Below are 13,498 nucleotides of genomic sequence, written 5' to 3'. Positions count from 1 at the left end.
GAGAAACCCGACGCATGGATTCGTCAGCCAACTCTTTGATCAACCCCGACGCCCGCATGGGCCTCGCCGGCGCACAGCCCGGCGCGGCAGCGGCGGGCGCCGGTCAGCCCGGCGGTAACGCAGACCTGGGCGGCCTCGGTGGCGGCCTCGGCGGCAATTTTGGCCAGCGCCTGTCAGGCCTCGCGCAAATGCGCGGCAACCCGCGCGCCCCGCTGATTTTCGCCGTGGCGCTGCTTGTCGCCGTGGTGGCGGGCCTGTTTCTGTGGTCGCGCGCCCCGGACTACAAGGTGCTTTACAGCAACTTGTCCGACCGCGACGGCGGCGCGATCATCACCGCGCTGCAGCAGGCCAACATTCCGTACAAGTTTTCCGAGTCGGGCGGTGCGATCCTCGTGCCGGCCGAGCAGGTGCACGAGATGCGCTTGCGCCTCGCATCGCAAGGCCTGCCCAAGAGCGGCTCGGTCGGCTTCGAACTGATGGACAACCAGAAGTTCGGCATCAGCCAGTTCGCCGAGCAGATCAACTATCAGCGCGCGCTGGAAGGCGAGCTGGAACGCACGATCGAATCCGTTTCGTCGGTCAAGTCGGCGCGCGTCCATCTGGCGATTCCGAAGCCCTCCGTGTTCGTACGCGACAAGGAAGCGCCGTCGGCGTCGGTGCTCGTCAATCTCTATCCGGGCCGCGCGCTCGACGAAGGCCAGGTGCTGGCAATCACGCACATGGTGTCTTCCGCGGTGCCGGAAATGCCGGTCAAGGGCGTGACCATTCTCGATCAGGACGGCAACCTGTTGACGCAACCGTCGGTTGGCGGCGGGCTCGACGCGTCGCAACTGAAGTATCGCCAGCAAATCGAGCGCAACACGCAGCAGCGCATCGACGCGATTCTTGCGCCGCTCTTCGGCGCCGGCAATGCACATTCGCAGGTGAGCGCGGACATCGACTTCTCGCGCACCGAACAGACTTCGGAAAACTACGGCCCGAACGGCAACCCGCAACAGGCGGCGATCCGCAGCCAGCAATCGAGCACCGCGACGGAAATGTCGCAAGGCGGCGCGTCGGGCGTGCCGGGCGCGCTGTCGAATCAGCCGCCGCAGCCCGCCTCCGCGCCGATCAATGCGCCCAATGGCGCGAGCGGCGGCGTGACGACAACGCCCGTCAGCGATCGTAAGGACATGACCACGAATTACGAGCTCGACAAGACCGTGCGTCACCTCGAGCAGCCGATGGGCGGCATCAAGCGTCTGTCGGTGGCCGTGGTGGTCAACTATCTGCGCGTGGTCGACGGCAAGGGTCACGCGACGATGCAGCCGGTCACCGCCGACAAGCTCGCGCAGGTCAACCAGCTCGTGAAGGACGCGATGGGCTTCGACGCGCAGCGCGGCGACTCGGTCAACGTGGTCAACAGCCCGTTCACCGCCGACGTGGACCCGAACGCGGACCTGCCGTGGTGGCGCACGCATGACATGCTGGCTCTGTACAAGCAGATCGCGACGTATCTCGGCATTGGCGCCGTCGCCCTGTTCCTCTACTTCGTGATGGTGAAGCCGGCGCTGCGCCGCGCCTTCCCGCCGCCGGAACCGCTCGTCGCCGCGGCGCTGCCTTCGCCGGACGAGCCGATCCTGCTCGACGGCATCCCGACCGCGGAACGCGCCAGCGGCAACGTCGAAATCGACTCCGGCGACAGCGAACTGCTGGCGCTGGAAAACGCGAAACACAAATATGAGCGGAACCTGGAGTTCGCACGCAGCATCGCGCGCCAGGATCCGAAGATCGTTGCAACAGTCGTCAAAAATTGGGTGACCGATGAGCGCTGAAGGCGTAATGAAGAGCGCGCTTCTGCTGATGTCGATCGGCGAGGAAGAAGCGGCGCAAGTGTTCAAGTTCCTTGGACCACGTGAAGTTCAGAAGATCGGCGTCGCCATGGCCGCCATGAAGGCCGTGACGCGCGACGAGATCGACGTGGTGCTGCACGAGTTCGTGCGCGAGGCGGAAAAGCACACCGGCATGTCGCTGGACTCGAACGAGTACATCCGTTCGGTGCTGACGAAGGCGCTCGGCGACGACAAGGCCGGCGCGATCATCGACCGGATCCTGCAAGGCAGCGACACGAGCGGTATCGAAGGCCTGAAGTGGATGGACTCGCCGGCCGTCGCGGAACTGATCAAGAACGAGCACCCGCAGATCATCGCGACGATTCTCGTTCACCTCGACCGCGATCAGGCGTCGGAAATCGCCGCGTGCTTCACGGACCGTCTGCGTAACGACGTGCTGTTGCGAATCGCGACGCTCGACGGTATCCAGCCGGCCGCGCTGCGCGAACTCGACGACGTGCTCACGCATCTGCTGTCGGGCAGCGACAACCTGAAGCGCAGCCCGATGGGCGGCATTCGCACGGCGGCGGAAATTCTCAACTTCATGTCGAGCAACCACGAGGAAGGCGTCATCGAAAACGTCCGCCAGTACGACGGCGAACTCGCGCAAAAGATCGTCGATCAGATGTTCGTGTTCGAGAACCTGCTCGACCTGGAAGACCGCGCGATCCAGCTGCTGCTGAAGGAAGTCGAATCCGAGGCGCTGATCATCTCGCTGAAGGGCGCAGCGCCTGCACTGCGTCAGAAGTTCCTGTCGAACATGTCCCAGCGTGCAGCCGAGCTGCTCGCGGAAGACCTCGACGCGCGCGGCCCGGTTCGCGTCTCCGAAGTCGAGACGCAACAGCGCCGTATCCTGCAGATCGTGCGCAATCTGGCAGAAAGCGGCCAGATCGTGATTGGCGGCAAGGCGGAAGATGCATATGTCTAATCGCAACTCCACGGCAAAGGAAAGCCTCTCGGCCTACCAGCGCTGGGAGATGGCCTCATTCGATCCGGTGCCGCCGGCACCGCCCACGTCCGAGATCGACGAAGCGGCTTTTGAAGCCGAGCTCGAGCGCCTGCGCGAAGCCGCGCACGCGCAGGGCATCGCATCCGGCCACGTGGCGGGCCAGGCGCTCGGCTATCAGGCCGGATATGACCAAGGCCACGCACAAGGTTTTGAACAGGGCCGAAGCGAAGCGCGCGAGGAAGCTGCGCGACTCGCCGCGCTCGCCGAAACCTTCAAGGCCGCGCTCGACGGCGCGCAAGGCGCCATTTCAGAGACGCTCGTCGCGCTCGCGCTCGACATCGCGCAACAGGTGGTGCGCCAGCATGTGCAGCACGACCCGACCGCGCTGATCGCCGCCGCCCGCGAGGTGCTCGCGGCGGAACCGGCGCTGATCGGCGCGCCCGCGCTGATCGTGAGTCCCGCCGATCTGCCGGTGGTCGAAGCGTATCTGATGGAAGAACTGCAAACACGCGGCTGGACCGTGCGCACCGATCCGGCCGTGGAGCGCGGCGGCTGCCGCGCGCAGGCCGGCAGCGGCGAGGTGGACGCCGGCATCGATACACGCTGGGAACGCGTTGCCGCGGCGCTTGGCAAAGTGAGTACATGGTGAAGCCGACGCTCGAGGAGATCCGCGCAAGCGACCTGACGCCGCTCGAACGCGAGCTGGCGCTGGCGTCGTTCGGCGCCGAGGCGCTCGCGGACGCACCGTTCGCGGACGCAGTCTCGACCGCTGCGCAGGCGACTCACCCGGGTCATGGTCATCCGGTGACGGGCGCGGCCGCGAGCCGCGAGTCGGTGCCGGCTGCGGGCGCCGGTCTGGGTGCAAGTCCGGCCGCCGCCAAGGCAGCAAGCGCCGCGGCTCCTGCTGCGTACGATCCGGCGCTCGACAGCAATCCGCATATGCAAGCCTGGCGCGGCCGGCTCGACGCACTGCGCGCGCGCAACGCGATCGCGAAGCCGATGCGCGCCTGCGGACGCCTGACGCGTGCCGCCGGTCTCGTGCTCGAAGCGGTTGGATTGCGCCTTTCGGTAGGCGCCGAAGTGATGATCGAACTGCCGCCGGGCAGTTCGCTGCCGATGGCTGAAGCGGAAGTTGTCGGCTTCTCCGGCGACAAGCTGTTTTTGATGCCCACCACCGAAGTGATCGGCCTGCTGCCCGGCGCGCGCGTCTACCCGCTCGAAAGCGCGCCGATCGCCGATCCGATGGCGGGCGCGAAGCGTCTGCCGGTCGGCTGGGAACTGCTGGGCCGCGTGCTCGATGCGTCTGGCCGCCCGCTCGACGGACTCGGCCCGCTCGGCGCGCATGCCGACGCGCCGTTGTCCGCGCCGGTCATCAATCCGCTGAACCGGGAGCCGATTCACAAGGTGCTCGACGTCGGCGTGCGCGCGATCAACGCGCTCCTGACCGTGGGACGCGGCCAGCGCATGGGACTGTTCGCAGGCTCGGGCGTCGGTAAATCGGTGCTGCTCGGCACGATGGCGCGCTACACCAGCGCCGAAGTGATCGTGATCGGCCTGATCGGCGAACGCGGTCGCGAAGTGAAGGAATTCATCGAGCAGATTCTTGGCGAGGAAGGCCTTGCGCGCTCGGTCGTGATCGCCGCTCCGGCCGACGTTTCACCGCTTTTGCGGATGCAGGCCGCGTCGTATTCGACGTCGCTCGCCGAATATTTCCGCGATCAGGGCAAGCACGTGTTGCTGCTGATGGATTCGCTGACCCGTTACGCGATGGCGCAGCGCGAAATCGCGCTGGCCGTCGGCGAGCCGCCCGCGACCAAGGGCTACCCGCCCTCCGTGTTCGCGAAGCTCCCGGCGCTCGTCGAGCGAACTGGCAACGGTCCGGCGGGCGGCGGTTCGATCACCGCGTTCTACACGGTGCTGACCGAAGGCGACGACCAGCAGGACCCGATTGCGGACTCGGCGCGTGCGATTCTCGACGGCCACATCGTGCTGTCGCGCTCGCTCGCGGAAGCAGGCCACTATCCGGCAATCGACATCGAAGCGTCGATTAGCCGGGCAATGACCGCGCTGATCGACGATAACCATCTGGACAAAACGCGTATGTTCAAGCAGATGCTGTCGCGCTATCAGCGCAACCGCGATCTGATCAACGTTGGTGCTTATTCGAGCGGACGTGATGCGTTGCTCGACCGCGCGATCGCGCTTTATCCGCGGATGGAAGCCTTCCTGCAGCAAGGCTTTCGTGAGTGCGCGAATTTTGAACCGAGTGTCGAGATGCTGGACGCGCTGTTTGCCCAAGGAGCCTGACGATGGCGAAACACTTTCCGATCAAGACGTTGATTGGGCTCGCGCAAGACGATGTCGACGCCGCCGCGCAGCGTCTTGGCCGAGCACAGCGCGAGCGTAACGACGTGGAGGCGCAACTGCAGTCGCTCGTGCAGTACCGCGACGAATACCACGCGCGTTTCACGGCAACCGCCCAGGCGGGAATGCCCGCCGGCAACATGCGCAATTTTCAGGCGTTCATCGACACGCTCGACGCCGCCATCGAACAGCAGCGCAACCTGCTCGTGACGGCCAATGCGCGAGTCGAGGCGGCCAAGCCCGACTGGCAGCGTCAGAAGCAAAAGCTCGGCTCCTATGAAGTGCTGCAGGCGCGCGGCGAAGCGGCCGAGGCCAAGACCGTGGCGCGGCGCGATCAACGCGACGCCGACGAACACGCTGCACGAATTCTGAGGATGCGCGCGGAAGGCGCCTGACGCCCGCGCCGCCCTCCACTGACTGAACACCGTACCCTTTGACGGATTGACAGGACACTTATGTCGCTTCTTTCACAGATCGGCTCGCTGCCAGGTTCTACCGGCAGCACCTCTACCAACGGTTCGAACAGCGCCGCGGCGCTGGCCGCCGCAAGCGCGAAACCGTTCTCGCAAACCCTGCAGCAAAGCATCAGCCTGCAGAACAGTGCGGCTGCAAGCGCGGCTGCCAAATTCAACGCGAGCGCGAGCCAGTCTGCCGCAACGCCGACACCTTCCCCGACGCAGGCGGATGCTTCGCAGGCGTCGTCGTCGAGCGTGCACGACGCGCCGCCGCCGGACGACTCCGCAACCAAAAACGCCGACGACGCGAGCAGCGACACCAAGGACAGCACCGCGTCAGACGCATCGGCGTCTGCGCCGGCGGACAAGCCGCAACAGGCATCGACGGACAAGACGGGGACCACGCCTGCGAAGTCGGCCAACACCGCCAACGCGGCGAGCAGCAGCGACGCAAGCACGGCGGCGGCCGCAGCGGCTCAGGCGCAAGCCCAGGCCCAGGCCGACGCAAGCGCTGCGGCCGATGCGGCCAACGTGAACATTCCCACAGCGACGGATGCCGGCACGACCGCAGCCGGCGCGGCCACCGACGCCACCACGGTCGGCCTGCCCGGCAAGAAGGCGCCGACCGATCCAAAGTCGCTGCAGGACGCATTGCAGGCGGCTCTGGCGGCGCTCGCGAACGGCCAGGCCGTGGTGCCATCGCAGGCGCTGGCAAGCGGCGCCGCCGCAGCTGCGGCGGCGAACGGACTGGCGAGCGCGAACGCGTCGCTGAACGACACAGACGGCAAGACGCTGGAAGCCGGTCTCTCCGGCGGCGGCAAAGGCTCCGCAGCCGCTCGCGGCGCATTGACGACTGCTGCGACCGTGGCAGATCCGACGGCGGCTGCGTCGGCTGCTTCCGCGGCGGCGGCAGGTGCGTTGGCATCGACGGGCGCGGCAGGCGCACAGGCGGACGACCTGGCGGCGTTCAAGAACGCAGCCGACGCAGCGAGTGCCGCGCTGGCCGCGTCGCAGGCAGCCGCGAACGCAGCCAGCACGACGGCCGCCGTGCAGACGACCGGCAATGCGGGCGCGGCTGCAGCGGCAAACGCGTTGGGACCGCAGGTCGGCACGACCGACTGGGAGGAAGCGCTGAGCCAGAAGGTCGTGTTCCTGTCGAACGCTCATTCGCAGAGCGCCGAGCTGACGCTGAACCCGAAGGATCTCGGACCGCTCCAGGTTGTGCTGCAGGTCGCCGATAACCATGCGCACGCGTTGTTTGTTTCGCAGCATCAGCAGGTACGTGAAGCCGTCGAGGCAGCTCTGCCGAAATTGCGCGAGGCGATGGAAGCGAACGGCATCGGACTCGGCAGCGCGAGCGTCAGCGACGGGTTTGGTCGTCAGGGCGGGCAACAGCAGAATGCCGAGTCGGGACGCTCCGGCTCTGGAAGCCGCTCTGCGGCGGGTAGTGGAGGCGGCATGGGCGGTGCCGCGGGTGCCGCCGTGACGGCGGACGTTGCCGTGCGGCGCAGCGTCGGGTTGGTCGATACGTTCGCCTGACGGGTTTTTTTGCGGGTTGCGGCTTTGTTCGGTGGTTGATTCGAGGTGTTGGCCGTTCCTCGAAATCGCGGTGCTCTATGGGCGCTGCCCTTGTGCGGGGCAATGCCCATAGACCACCGCGATTTCATTTCAGGGAAAGGCCAAAAACTAGAGATAGCCCGCATTAACCCTTCTGTTCGACCCATCGCGCCGCAGGCAAATCAACAACAATCACTATCACCAGCACTAACGGCAAGCAAGCAAACCTCATGGCTACCACTCCCGCAAATCAGCAAGCCGCGCCCGCGTCTCCGGGCCCCTTGAAGCGCATCATCCTGATCGCCCTCATCGCTATCGTCGCCGCCGGTGGCGCCGGCGCAGGGGTGTGGTTCTTCATGTCCAAACGCGCTCCGGCCGCCGCCACCGCAGCTGCGCCGGCTCCGGCTCCCGCTCCGACGTTCTTCCCGCTCGAATCGATGACGGTCAACCTGCAATCGGACGACGGCCAGCAGCACTTCCTGCGTATCGGCCTGACGCTCAAGCTCACCGATCCGAAGACGCCGCAGGAACTCACCGAACACATGCCGGAAATCCGCAGCCGCATCCTGCTTGCGCTGTCGAACCATCATCCGGATGAACTCGCTCCGCTCGAAGGCAAGCACGCGCTTTCCACCGAACTGCGGACGCTGATCGAGCAACCGACCGACAAGGGTGCCGCGCCGATCCATGTCCAGGACGTGCTGTTCACCGAATTCGTCGTGCAGTGACGTCGTTGTGACGCTGTCCCGCACTGCCATCATCAACCGTCACGGTATGCACGAGGAATAAGGAATGGGCCACGAAGAGTTCATGTCCCAGGAGGAGGTCGATGCCCTCCTCAAGGGCGTAACCGGCGAGTCCGACTCTGAAGCCGAGCAGAGCGAACGTGTAGGCGTACGTCCCTACAACATCGCGACGCAGGAACGCATCGTCCGCGGCCGGATGCCCGGCCTCGAAATCATCAACGACCGCTTTGCGCGCCTGTTGCGCGTCGGCATCTTCAACTTCATGCGGCGTTCGGCGGAAATTTCCGTCGGTCCGGTGAAGGTGCAGAAGTACAGCGAGTTCACCCGCAATCTGCCGATCCCGACCAACCTGAACCTGGTCCACGTGAAGCCGTTGCGCGGCACGTCGCTGTTCGTGTTCGACCCGAATCTGGTGTTCTTCGTGGTCGACAATCTGTTCGGCGGCGACGGACGTTTCCATACGCGTGTCGAAGGTCGCGATTTCACGCAGACCGAGCAGCGCATCATCATGAAGCTGCTCAACCTGACGTTCGAACACTACGCGGCGTCGTGGAAAAGCGTGCGTCCGCTGCAGTTCGAGTACATGCGCTCGGAAATGCACACGCAGTTCGCCAACGTCGCGACGCCGAACGAAATCGTCATCGTCACGCAGTTCTCGATCGAATTCGGCACGACGGGCGGCACGCTGCACATCTGCATGCCGTATTCAATGATCGAACCGATCCGCGACATTCTGTCGTCGCCGATTCAGGGCGAGGCGCTCGAAGTCGACCGCCGCTGGGTGCGCGTGTTGTCGCAGCAGGTGCAGGCGGCGGAAGTCGAACTGACGGCCGACCTCGCGCAGGTGCCGATCACGTTCGAACAAATCCTGAACATGCGCAAAGGCGATGTTCTGCCGATCAACATTCCCGAGCACATCACGGCCAAAGTCGACGGCGTGCCGGTGATGGAATGCGGCTACGGAATTTTTAATGGTCAATACGCGTTGCGCGTGCAAAAGATGATCAGCGCAGCCGACACGATGAAGGAAGGTGGATATGAGTGATCTGAACGCAAAGCCCGCGGACGAGCTGACCGCCGCCGCCGCGCAAGTGGCCGCCGACGCGGCAAGCGCGGAAGACGAAGCAGCGCTGGCCGACTGGGCGAGCGCGCTCGCCGAGCAGAACGACAACCCGAGCGAAATCAGCGCCAGCACGGCCGGCGTGTTCCAGCCGCTGTCGAAAGTCGCGCCGACCTCGACGCGCAACGACATCGAAATGATTCTGGACATTCCTGTTCAGATGACCGTCGAACTCGGCCGCACCAAGCTGGCGATCCGCAACCTGTTGCAACTCGCGCAAGGTTCGGTGGTGGAACTGGACGGCATGGCCGGCGAACCGATGGACGTGCTCGTCAACGGCTGCCTGATCGCCCAGGGTGAAGTGGTGGTGGTGAACGACAAGTTCGGTATTCGCCTGACCGACATCATTACGCCGTCAGAACGTATCCGGAAGTTGAATCGATGAAAACCGCAGTCCGCCGCGCCGTGTTCCCTGCGTCGCGTCACGTCATCTCCCGCGCAATCGGCGCAGCGCTGTCGGCAACGGCGTCGTTCTGCGCACCGCTCGCTGCACACGCAGCCGACATGAACGCGGTCAATAACGCAGCGAAGATGGCGTCGAGCGTCGGCGCGGGCACTGCGGTTCCGGCGCTTGGCGTCGGCGCGGTATTGCAGACGATCGTCGGCCTCGTCGTCGTGATCGGTCTGGTGTTCGGATGCGCGTGGCTTGCGCGCCGCTTCGGCTTGCAGCCGGGCAGCCGCAGCGGACTGGTGAAGACAATTGGCGGCGCGTCGCTCGGCGGTAAGGAGCGCGTGGCGGTGGTGGAGATCGGCGATACGTGGCTCGTGCTCGGCGCCGCGCCCGGCAACGTGCGTCTGCTTCATACGATGCCGGCGGGATCGGTCGCCGTCGACGCGATCGGCAATACCCAGGCGGGCACGCCTGGCGCAACGGGCAGTAGCAGCGCCGCGGGCAGCACTGGATTGCCAGGCAGCTTCGGCCAGCGCTTTCGCGACGCCTTGAAAGGCGAAGTGAGCAAACGTTTCAACGGGCAAGGCAACGGGGTTCGGTAATGCAGTTCAGTCTTCGATCGGCGCCTGGCGCGCCCTCCACCCGCACCTCGCGCGCCGCCTCTGCAGTGCTTCGCGGTTTGCATCGCGCCGCGCCCGTCGCGTCGCTGGTTGTGCCCGTGGCATTGCTCGCGCTGCCGACGCTTTCGTTCGCGCAAACCGCCGGCTTGCCGGCCTTCAACACGAGCCCGGGCCCGAACGGCGGCACCACGTATTCGCTGAGCGTGCAGACGATGCTGCTGCTCACGATGCTGTCGTTCCTGCCTGCGATGGTGCTGATGATGACGAGCTTCACGCGCATCATCATCGTGTTGTCGTTGCTGCGCCAGGCGCTCGGCACGACGACCACGCCGCCTAACCAGGTACTCGTCGGTCTTGCGCTTTTTCTGACGCTGTTCGTGATGTCGCCGGTGCTCGACAAGGCTTACACCGACGGCTACAAGCCCTTCTCCGAAGGTACTGTTCCGATGGAGACGGCGGTGAGCCGCGGCCTCGCTCCGTTCAAGACGTTCATGCTGCGTCAGACGCGCGAAAGCGATCTCGCACTGTTCGCGCGCATCTCGCACGCCGCGCCGATGCAAGGCCCGGAAGATGTGCCGCTGTCGCTGCTCGTGCCTTCGTTCGTTACTAGCGAACTGAAGACCGGCTTCCAGATCGGCTTCACGATCTTCATTCCGTTTCTCATCATCGACATGGTGGTGGCGAGCGTGCTGATGTCGATGGGCATGATGATGGTTTCGCCCGCGACGATTTCGCTGCCGTTCAAGTTGATGCTGTTCGTGCTCGTCGACGGCTGGCAACTGCTGCTCGGCTCTCTTGCGCAGAGCTTTGTCTGAGCGTGCTCGCTCGATAGTCCCTGTTTTCAACGTTGTGCCAGTTTCCGGTTGAATCGCCATGAATCAAGAATCCGTCATGACACTCGCGCACCAGGCCATGTACGTCGGCCTGCTGCTCGCCGCGCCGCTTCTTCTCGTGGCGCTGGTGGTCGGCCTGGTGGTGAGCCTTTTCCAGGCTGCCACGCAGATCAACGAATCGACGCTGTCGTTCATTCCGAAGCTGCTCGCTATCGCGGTCACGATGGTGATCGCCGGTCCATGGATGCTCACCACCATGCTCGACTACCTGCGCCAGACGCTCACCAACATTCCGACGCTCGTCAACTGAGCGCCGCGGACTTCTCCCTGCATCGAGCCTCGCCGCCGCCATGTTTTCCGTCACCTACGCGCAACTGAACGCCTGGCTCACCGCGTTTCTGTGGCCGTTCGTGCGGATTCTCGCGCTCGTCGCGACCGCGCCGGTGCTCGGCAACCGCTCGCTGCCGCTGCGAGTGAAGATCGGCCTGGCGGCTTTCGTGACGATCATCGTCGCGCCCACGCTCGGCGCGCTGCCGCAAGTCACGGTGTTTTCCGCGGAAGGCGTGTGGATCATCGTCAATCAGTTTCTGATCGGCATCGCGCTCGGCATGACCATGCAGATCGTATTTCAGGCGATCAGCGCGACCGGCGACTTCGTCGGCCTCGGCATGGGCCTTGGCTTTGCCACTTTCTTCGACGCCCAGGCGAGCAGCTCGAGCCAGGTGCTGTCGAGCTACATGAACACCATCGCGATGCTCGTGTTCCTTGTGATCGACGGTCATCTTCAGATGGTCAGCGCCCTGCTCGCGTCGTTCAATTCGCTGCCCGTCTCGGCAAATATTCTCGGCTCGCCGGGCTGGCGCACGCTCGCCAATTTCGGCAGCACGATTTTTTCAGCGGGACTGCTGCTCTCTCTGCCGGTCGTCGCCGCTCTGCTGATCACCAACCTCGCGCTCGGCATTCTCAACCGCGCGGCGCCGCAGATCGGCGTGTTTCAGATCGGCTTTCCGCTCACCATGCTGATCGGTATGCTGCTTTTGCAGTTGATGATCCCGAACATGATTCCGTTCTTCGGGCGACTCTTCGCGGTGGGCATCGACCAGATGGGGCGGGTCGCGCTGGGGTTCAGGTAGCGGGGGAATTCGGGCCGTTGCCCGCTTGCCGTCAGAAGTGACTTTGAAGCCGACAGTTGATGTCGGCTTTTTTTGTTTGGATGCGCGACTGGTGCTAGCGGTGCTCCGCGTCGAATCTGTTGATAGAGCATGCGTCTCGCATACTTCTCACGCCCCAAAAAACGAAAGCGCGGTAACCGGTCCCCGGTTACCGCGCTCGTTTATCGAAACTAATCGAGCAGAAGCTCTATCAGTTCAGGTACTGAAACAGCGACATATTCTGGATCTTCACGAACGCCTGTTGTGCTGCTTGCAACGCGTTCTGCGCCAGCGTGTATTTGCCGACCGTCTTGATCAGGTCTGTCTGCGTCAGGTCCGACAGGTTGCTGGCCGTTTGCAGCGTATTGGTCTGAGTGACCGCCTGCAATGCCTTGACCTCCTGCGAGCGGCCGCCCACAGTCGCTTGCGCGGTCGTGATGTTGTTCATCGTGTTCTCGAGCTGCGTCATGCTGGTCGTGAGCGCGCTCTGGAAGCTCGCCGTCGACGCACCGCCCGAGATCGGAGATTGCAGCGTGCTGATCAACTGGCTCAGGTTCGCGAACACATCCATGCTGCCCTGGGTCGCGGGAGTCACCGAGAAGCTGTCGCCCGCGTTCGGCGCGCCGCTGATCGTCACCGACTGGCCGCCGAGCGTGATCGCCGTACCTGCCGTGAAGGCTTGCGGTGCGCTCGTCGTAACCGCGCCGGTCGCCGGATTCGTCTGGCTCACGGTGTAAGTCGTCGACGACGTAAAGTTGATCGCGTATTTGTCGGCGTTTGTCGGATCGGTCGGGTTGTTCAGGCTCACGGTGCTGATGACACCCGTACCCGTGTTGCCCGTGGTCGCCGCCGGCACCGCGCTCGTGCCGATAGGCGCGACACTGCTGAAGATCGAAATGCCGGTGTCGCCGGTCTGCACGACGTGCGAGTCGGTGATCTGCACCGCAGGCGTGCCGGTATCGCCCGAATACGTGACCACGCCGGCCGAACTCGTCGTGTACGGCTGTGCGCTGCTTTGATAGCCGGCGAACATGTAGTTGCCCTGCGGGTCCGTCGAGTTACCGAGCGTTATCAACTGGCTGCGCAAGCTTTGCAGTTGCGTCGCGATGGAGCCGCGGTCGCCGTTGTTGAGCGAACCGTCGCCGGCGCGCAATACGAGCGTGTGGATACTTTGCAGCACGTCGTTGACGCTGCTGAGCGTCGTGTCTTCGAGCTGCAGCGACGCAAGCGCCGTGTTCTGGTTGCTCGTGTACTGCGCGAGGCTCGTCGCGGTCGAACTCAACTGCACGGCCTGCGCCGCGCCGAGCGGATTGTCCGACGGCGTTGCAAGGCTCACGCCGCTCGAAATCTGCGCGTAAAGCTGCGACACCTGAGCTTGCTGATCGCTCATCGTCGCCACGTTCATGGTGAAGTACTGCGTGCTGGAGATGCGCATGTTCAA

14 protein-coding genes are annotated in these 13,498 nt (G+C 64.5%); 13 read left to right on the top strand and 1 reads right to left on the bottom strand.

Features of this window, described 5'->3' with window-relative positions; translation table 11 throughout:
* Positions 1-14 precede the first annotated feature (14 nt).
* The 13 genes from fliF (at position 15) to fliR (ending at position 12,039) form a co-directional block, all read left to right on the top strand.
* Complete coding sequence (gene fliF / locus J2W46_RS19035) at positions 15-1,814, top strand: flagellar basal-body MS-ring/collar protein FliF (protein WP_204522541.1); 1,800 nt, start codon at positions 15-17, stop codon at positions 1,812-1,814.
* Entirely contained in the window at positions 1,804-2,799 is a 996-nt protein-coding gene (gene fliG / locus J2W46_RS19030) for a flagellar motor switch protein FliG (protein WP_020070768.1), read from the top strand. The genes fliF and fliG overlap by 11 nt, the downstream gene beginning before the upstream one ends.
* Entirely contained in the window at positions 2,786-3,469 is a 684-nt protein-coding gene (gene fliH / locus J2W46_RS19025; protein ID WP_027776989.1) for a flagellar assembly protein FliH, read from the top strand. The genes fliG and fliH overlap by 14 nt, the downstream gene beginning before the upstream one ends.
* On the top strand, positions 3,463-5,127 hold the full coding sequence (fliI, locus tag J2W46_RS19020) for a flagellar protein export ATPase FliI (RefSeq protein WP_310355474.1): 1,665 nt from the start codon (positions 3,463-3,465) through the stop codon (positions 5,125-5,127). The genes fliH and fliI overlap by 7 nt, the downstream gene beginning before the upstream one ends.
* Before the next feature lie 2 nt (positions 5,128-5,129).
* Positions 5,130-5,579: a flagellar export protein FliJ gene (fliJ, locus tag J2W46_RS19015; protein WP_020070765.1), complete on the top strand. Its 450-nt coding sequence runs from the start codon at positions 5,130-5,132 to the stop codon at positions 5,577-5,579.
* A gap of 60 nt (positions 5,580-5,639) precedes the next feature.
* Positions 5,640-7,178, top strand: a complete 1,539-nt coding sequence (locus J2W46_RS19010; protein ID WP_310355471.1) for a flagellar hook-length control protein FliK — start codon at positions 5,640-5,642, stop codon at positions 7,176-7,178.
* A gap of 248 nt (positions 7,179-7,426) precedes the next feature.
* A complete protein-coding gene (fliL, locus tag J2W46_RS19005) occupies positions 7,427-7,924 on the top strand; it encodes a flagellar basal body-associated protein FliL (RefSeq protein ID WP_020070763.1) in 498 nt (165 codons plus the stop codon).
* Positions 7,925-7,988: 64 nt separating this feature from the next.
* The gene (gene fliM, locus J2W46_RS19000; protein ID WP_020070762.1) at positions 7,989-8,987 is read left to right on the top strand and encodes a flagellar motor switch protein FliM; all 999 of its coding nucleotides are present in this window, start codon (positions 7,989-7,991) and stop codon (positions 8,985-8,987) included.
* Positions 8,980-9,447: a flagellar motor switch protein FliN gene (gene fliN, locus J2W46_RS18995; RefSeq protein WP_020070761.1), complete on the top strand. Its 468-nt coding sequence runs from the start codon at positions 8,980-8,982 to the stop codon at positions 9,445-9,447. Before fliM ends, fliN begins: the two co-directional genes overlap by 8 nt.
* Positions 9,444-10,055, top strand: coding sequence for a flagellar biosynthetic protein FliO (gene fliO / locus J2W46_RS18990; protein ID WP_020070760.1), 612 nt, complete (start codon positions 9,444-9,446; stop codon positions 10,053-10,055). The genes fliN and fliO overlap by 4 nt, the downstream gene beginning before the upstream one ends.
* On the top strand, positions 10,055-10,888 hold the full coding sequence (gene fliP, locus J2W46_RS18985; RefSeq protein WP_310355468.1) for a flagellar type III secretion system pore protein FliP: 834 nt from the start codon (positions 10,055-10,057) through the stop codon (positions 10,886-10,888). The genes fliO and fliP overlap by 1 nt, the downstream gene beginning before the upstream one ends.
* 58 nt (positions 10,889-10,946) lie before the next feature.
* Positions 10,947-11,216, top strand: coding sequence for a flagellar biosynthesis protein FliQ (gene fliQ / locus J2W46_RS18980; RefSeq protein WP_011490196.1), 270 nt, complete (start codon positions 10,947-10,949; stop codon positions 11,214-11,216).
* Positions 11,217-11,256: 40 nt separating this feature from the next.
* Positions 11,257-12,039, top strand: coding sequence for a flagellar biosynthetic protein FliR (gene fliR / locus J2W46_RS18975; protein WP_020070758.1), 783 nt, complete (start codon positions 11,257-11,259; stop codon positions 12,037-12,039).
* Positions 12,040-12,268: 229 nt separating this feature from the next.
* Here fliR and flgL read toward each other — a convergent pair whose 3' ends face one another.
* On the bottom strand, positions 12,269-13,492 hold the full coding sequence (gene flgL, locus J2W46_RS18970) for a flagellar hook-associated protein FlgL (RefSeq protein WP_310355466.1): 1,224 nt from the start codon (positions 13,490-13,492) through the stop codon (positions 12,269-12,271).
* Positions 13,493-13,498 lie beyond the last annotated feature (6 nt).

The sequence above is a fragment of the Paraburkholderia strydomiana genome (genome assembly GCF_031456815.1).
In the GTDB taxonomy this organism is placed as follows: domain Bacteria; phylum Pseudomonadota; class Gammaproteobacteria; order Burkholderiales; family Burkholderiaceae; genus Paraburkholderia; species Paraburkholderia caledonica.
The sequence above is the reverse complement of the archived record's forward strand: the minus strand, read 5'-3'. Positions and strand labels throughout refer to the sequence as shown.

Coding starts and splice junctions, on each gene's coding strand:
- fliF (WP_204522541.1), top strand. CDS start 15: ATGGATTCGTCAGCCAACTCTTTGATCAACCCCGACGCCCGCATGGGC.
- fliG (WP_020070768.1), top strand. CDS start 1,804: ATGAGCGCTGAAGGCGTAATGAAGAGCGCGCTTCTGCTGATGTCGATC.
- fliH (WP_027776989.1), top strand. CDS start 2,786: ATGCATATGTCTAATCGCAACTCCACGGCAAAGGAAAGCCTCTCGGCC.
- fliI (WP_310355474.1), top strand. CDS start 3,463: ATGGTGAAGCCGACGCTCGAGGAGATCCGCGCAAGCGACCTGACGCCG.
- fliJ (WP_020070765.1), top strand. CDS start 5,130: ATGGCGAAACACTTTCCGATCAAGACGTTGATTGGGCTCGCGCAAGAC.
- J2W46_RS19010 (WP_310355471.1), top strand. CDS start 5,640: ATGTCGCTTCTTTCACAGATCGGCTCGCTGCCAGGTTCTACCGGCAGC.
- fliL (WP_020070763.1), top strand. CDS start 7,427: ATGGCTACCACTCCCGCAAATCAGCAAGCCGCGCCCGCGTCTCCGGGC.
- fliM (WP_020070762.1), top strand. CDS start 7,989: ATGGGCCACGAAGAGTTCATGTCCCAGGAGGAGGTCGATGCCCTCCTC.
- fliN (WP_020070761.1), top strand. CDS start 8,980: ATGAGTGATCTGAACGCAAAGCCCGCGGACGAGCTGACCGCCGCCGCC.
- fliO (WP_020070760.1), top strand. CDS start 9,444: ATGAAAACCGCAGTCCGCCGCGCCGTGTTCCCTGCGTCGCGTCACGTC.
- fliP (WP_310355468.1), top strand. CDS start 10,055: ATGCAGTTCAGTCTTCGATCGGCGCCTGGCGCGCCCTCCACCCGCACC.
- fliQ (WP_011490196.1), top strand. CDS start 10,947: ATGAATCAAGAATCCGTCATGACACTCGCGCACCAGGCCATGTACGTC.
- fliR (WP_020070758.1), top strand. CDS start 11,257: ATGTTTTCCGTCACCTACGCGCAACTGAACGCCTGGCTCACCGCGTTT.
- flgL (WP_310355466.1), bottom strand. CDS start 13,492: ATGCGCATCTCCAGCACGCAGTACTTCACCATGAACGTGGCGACGATG.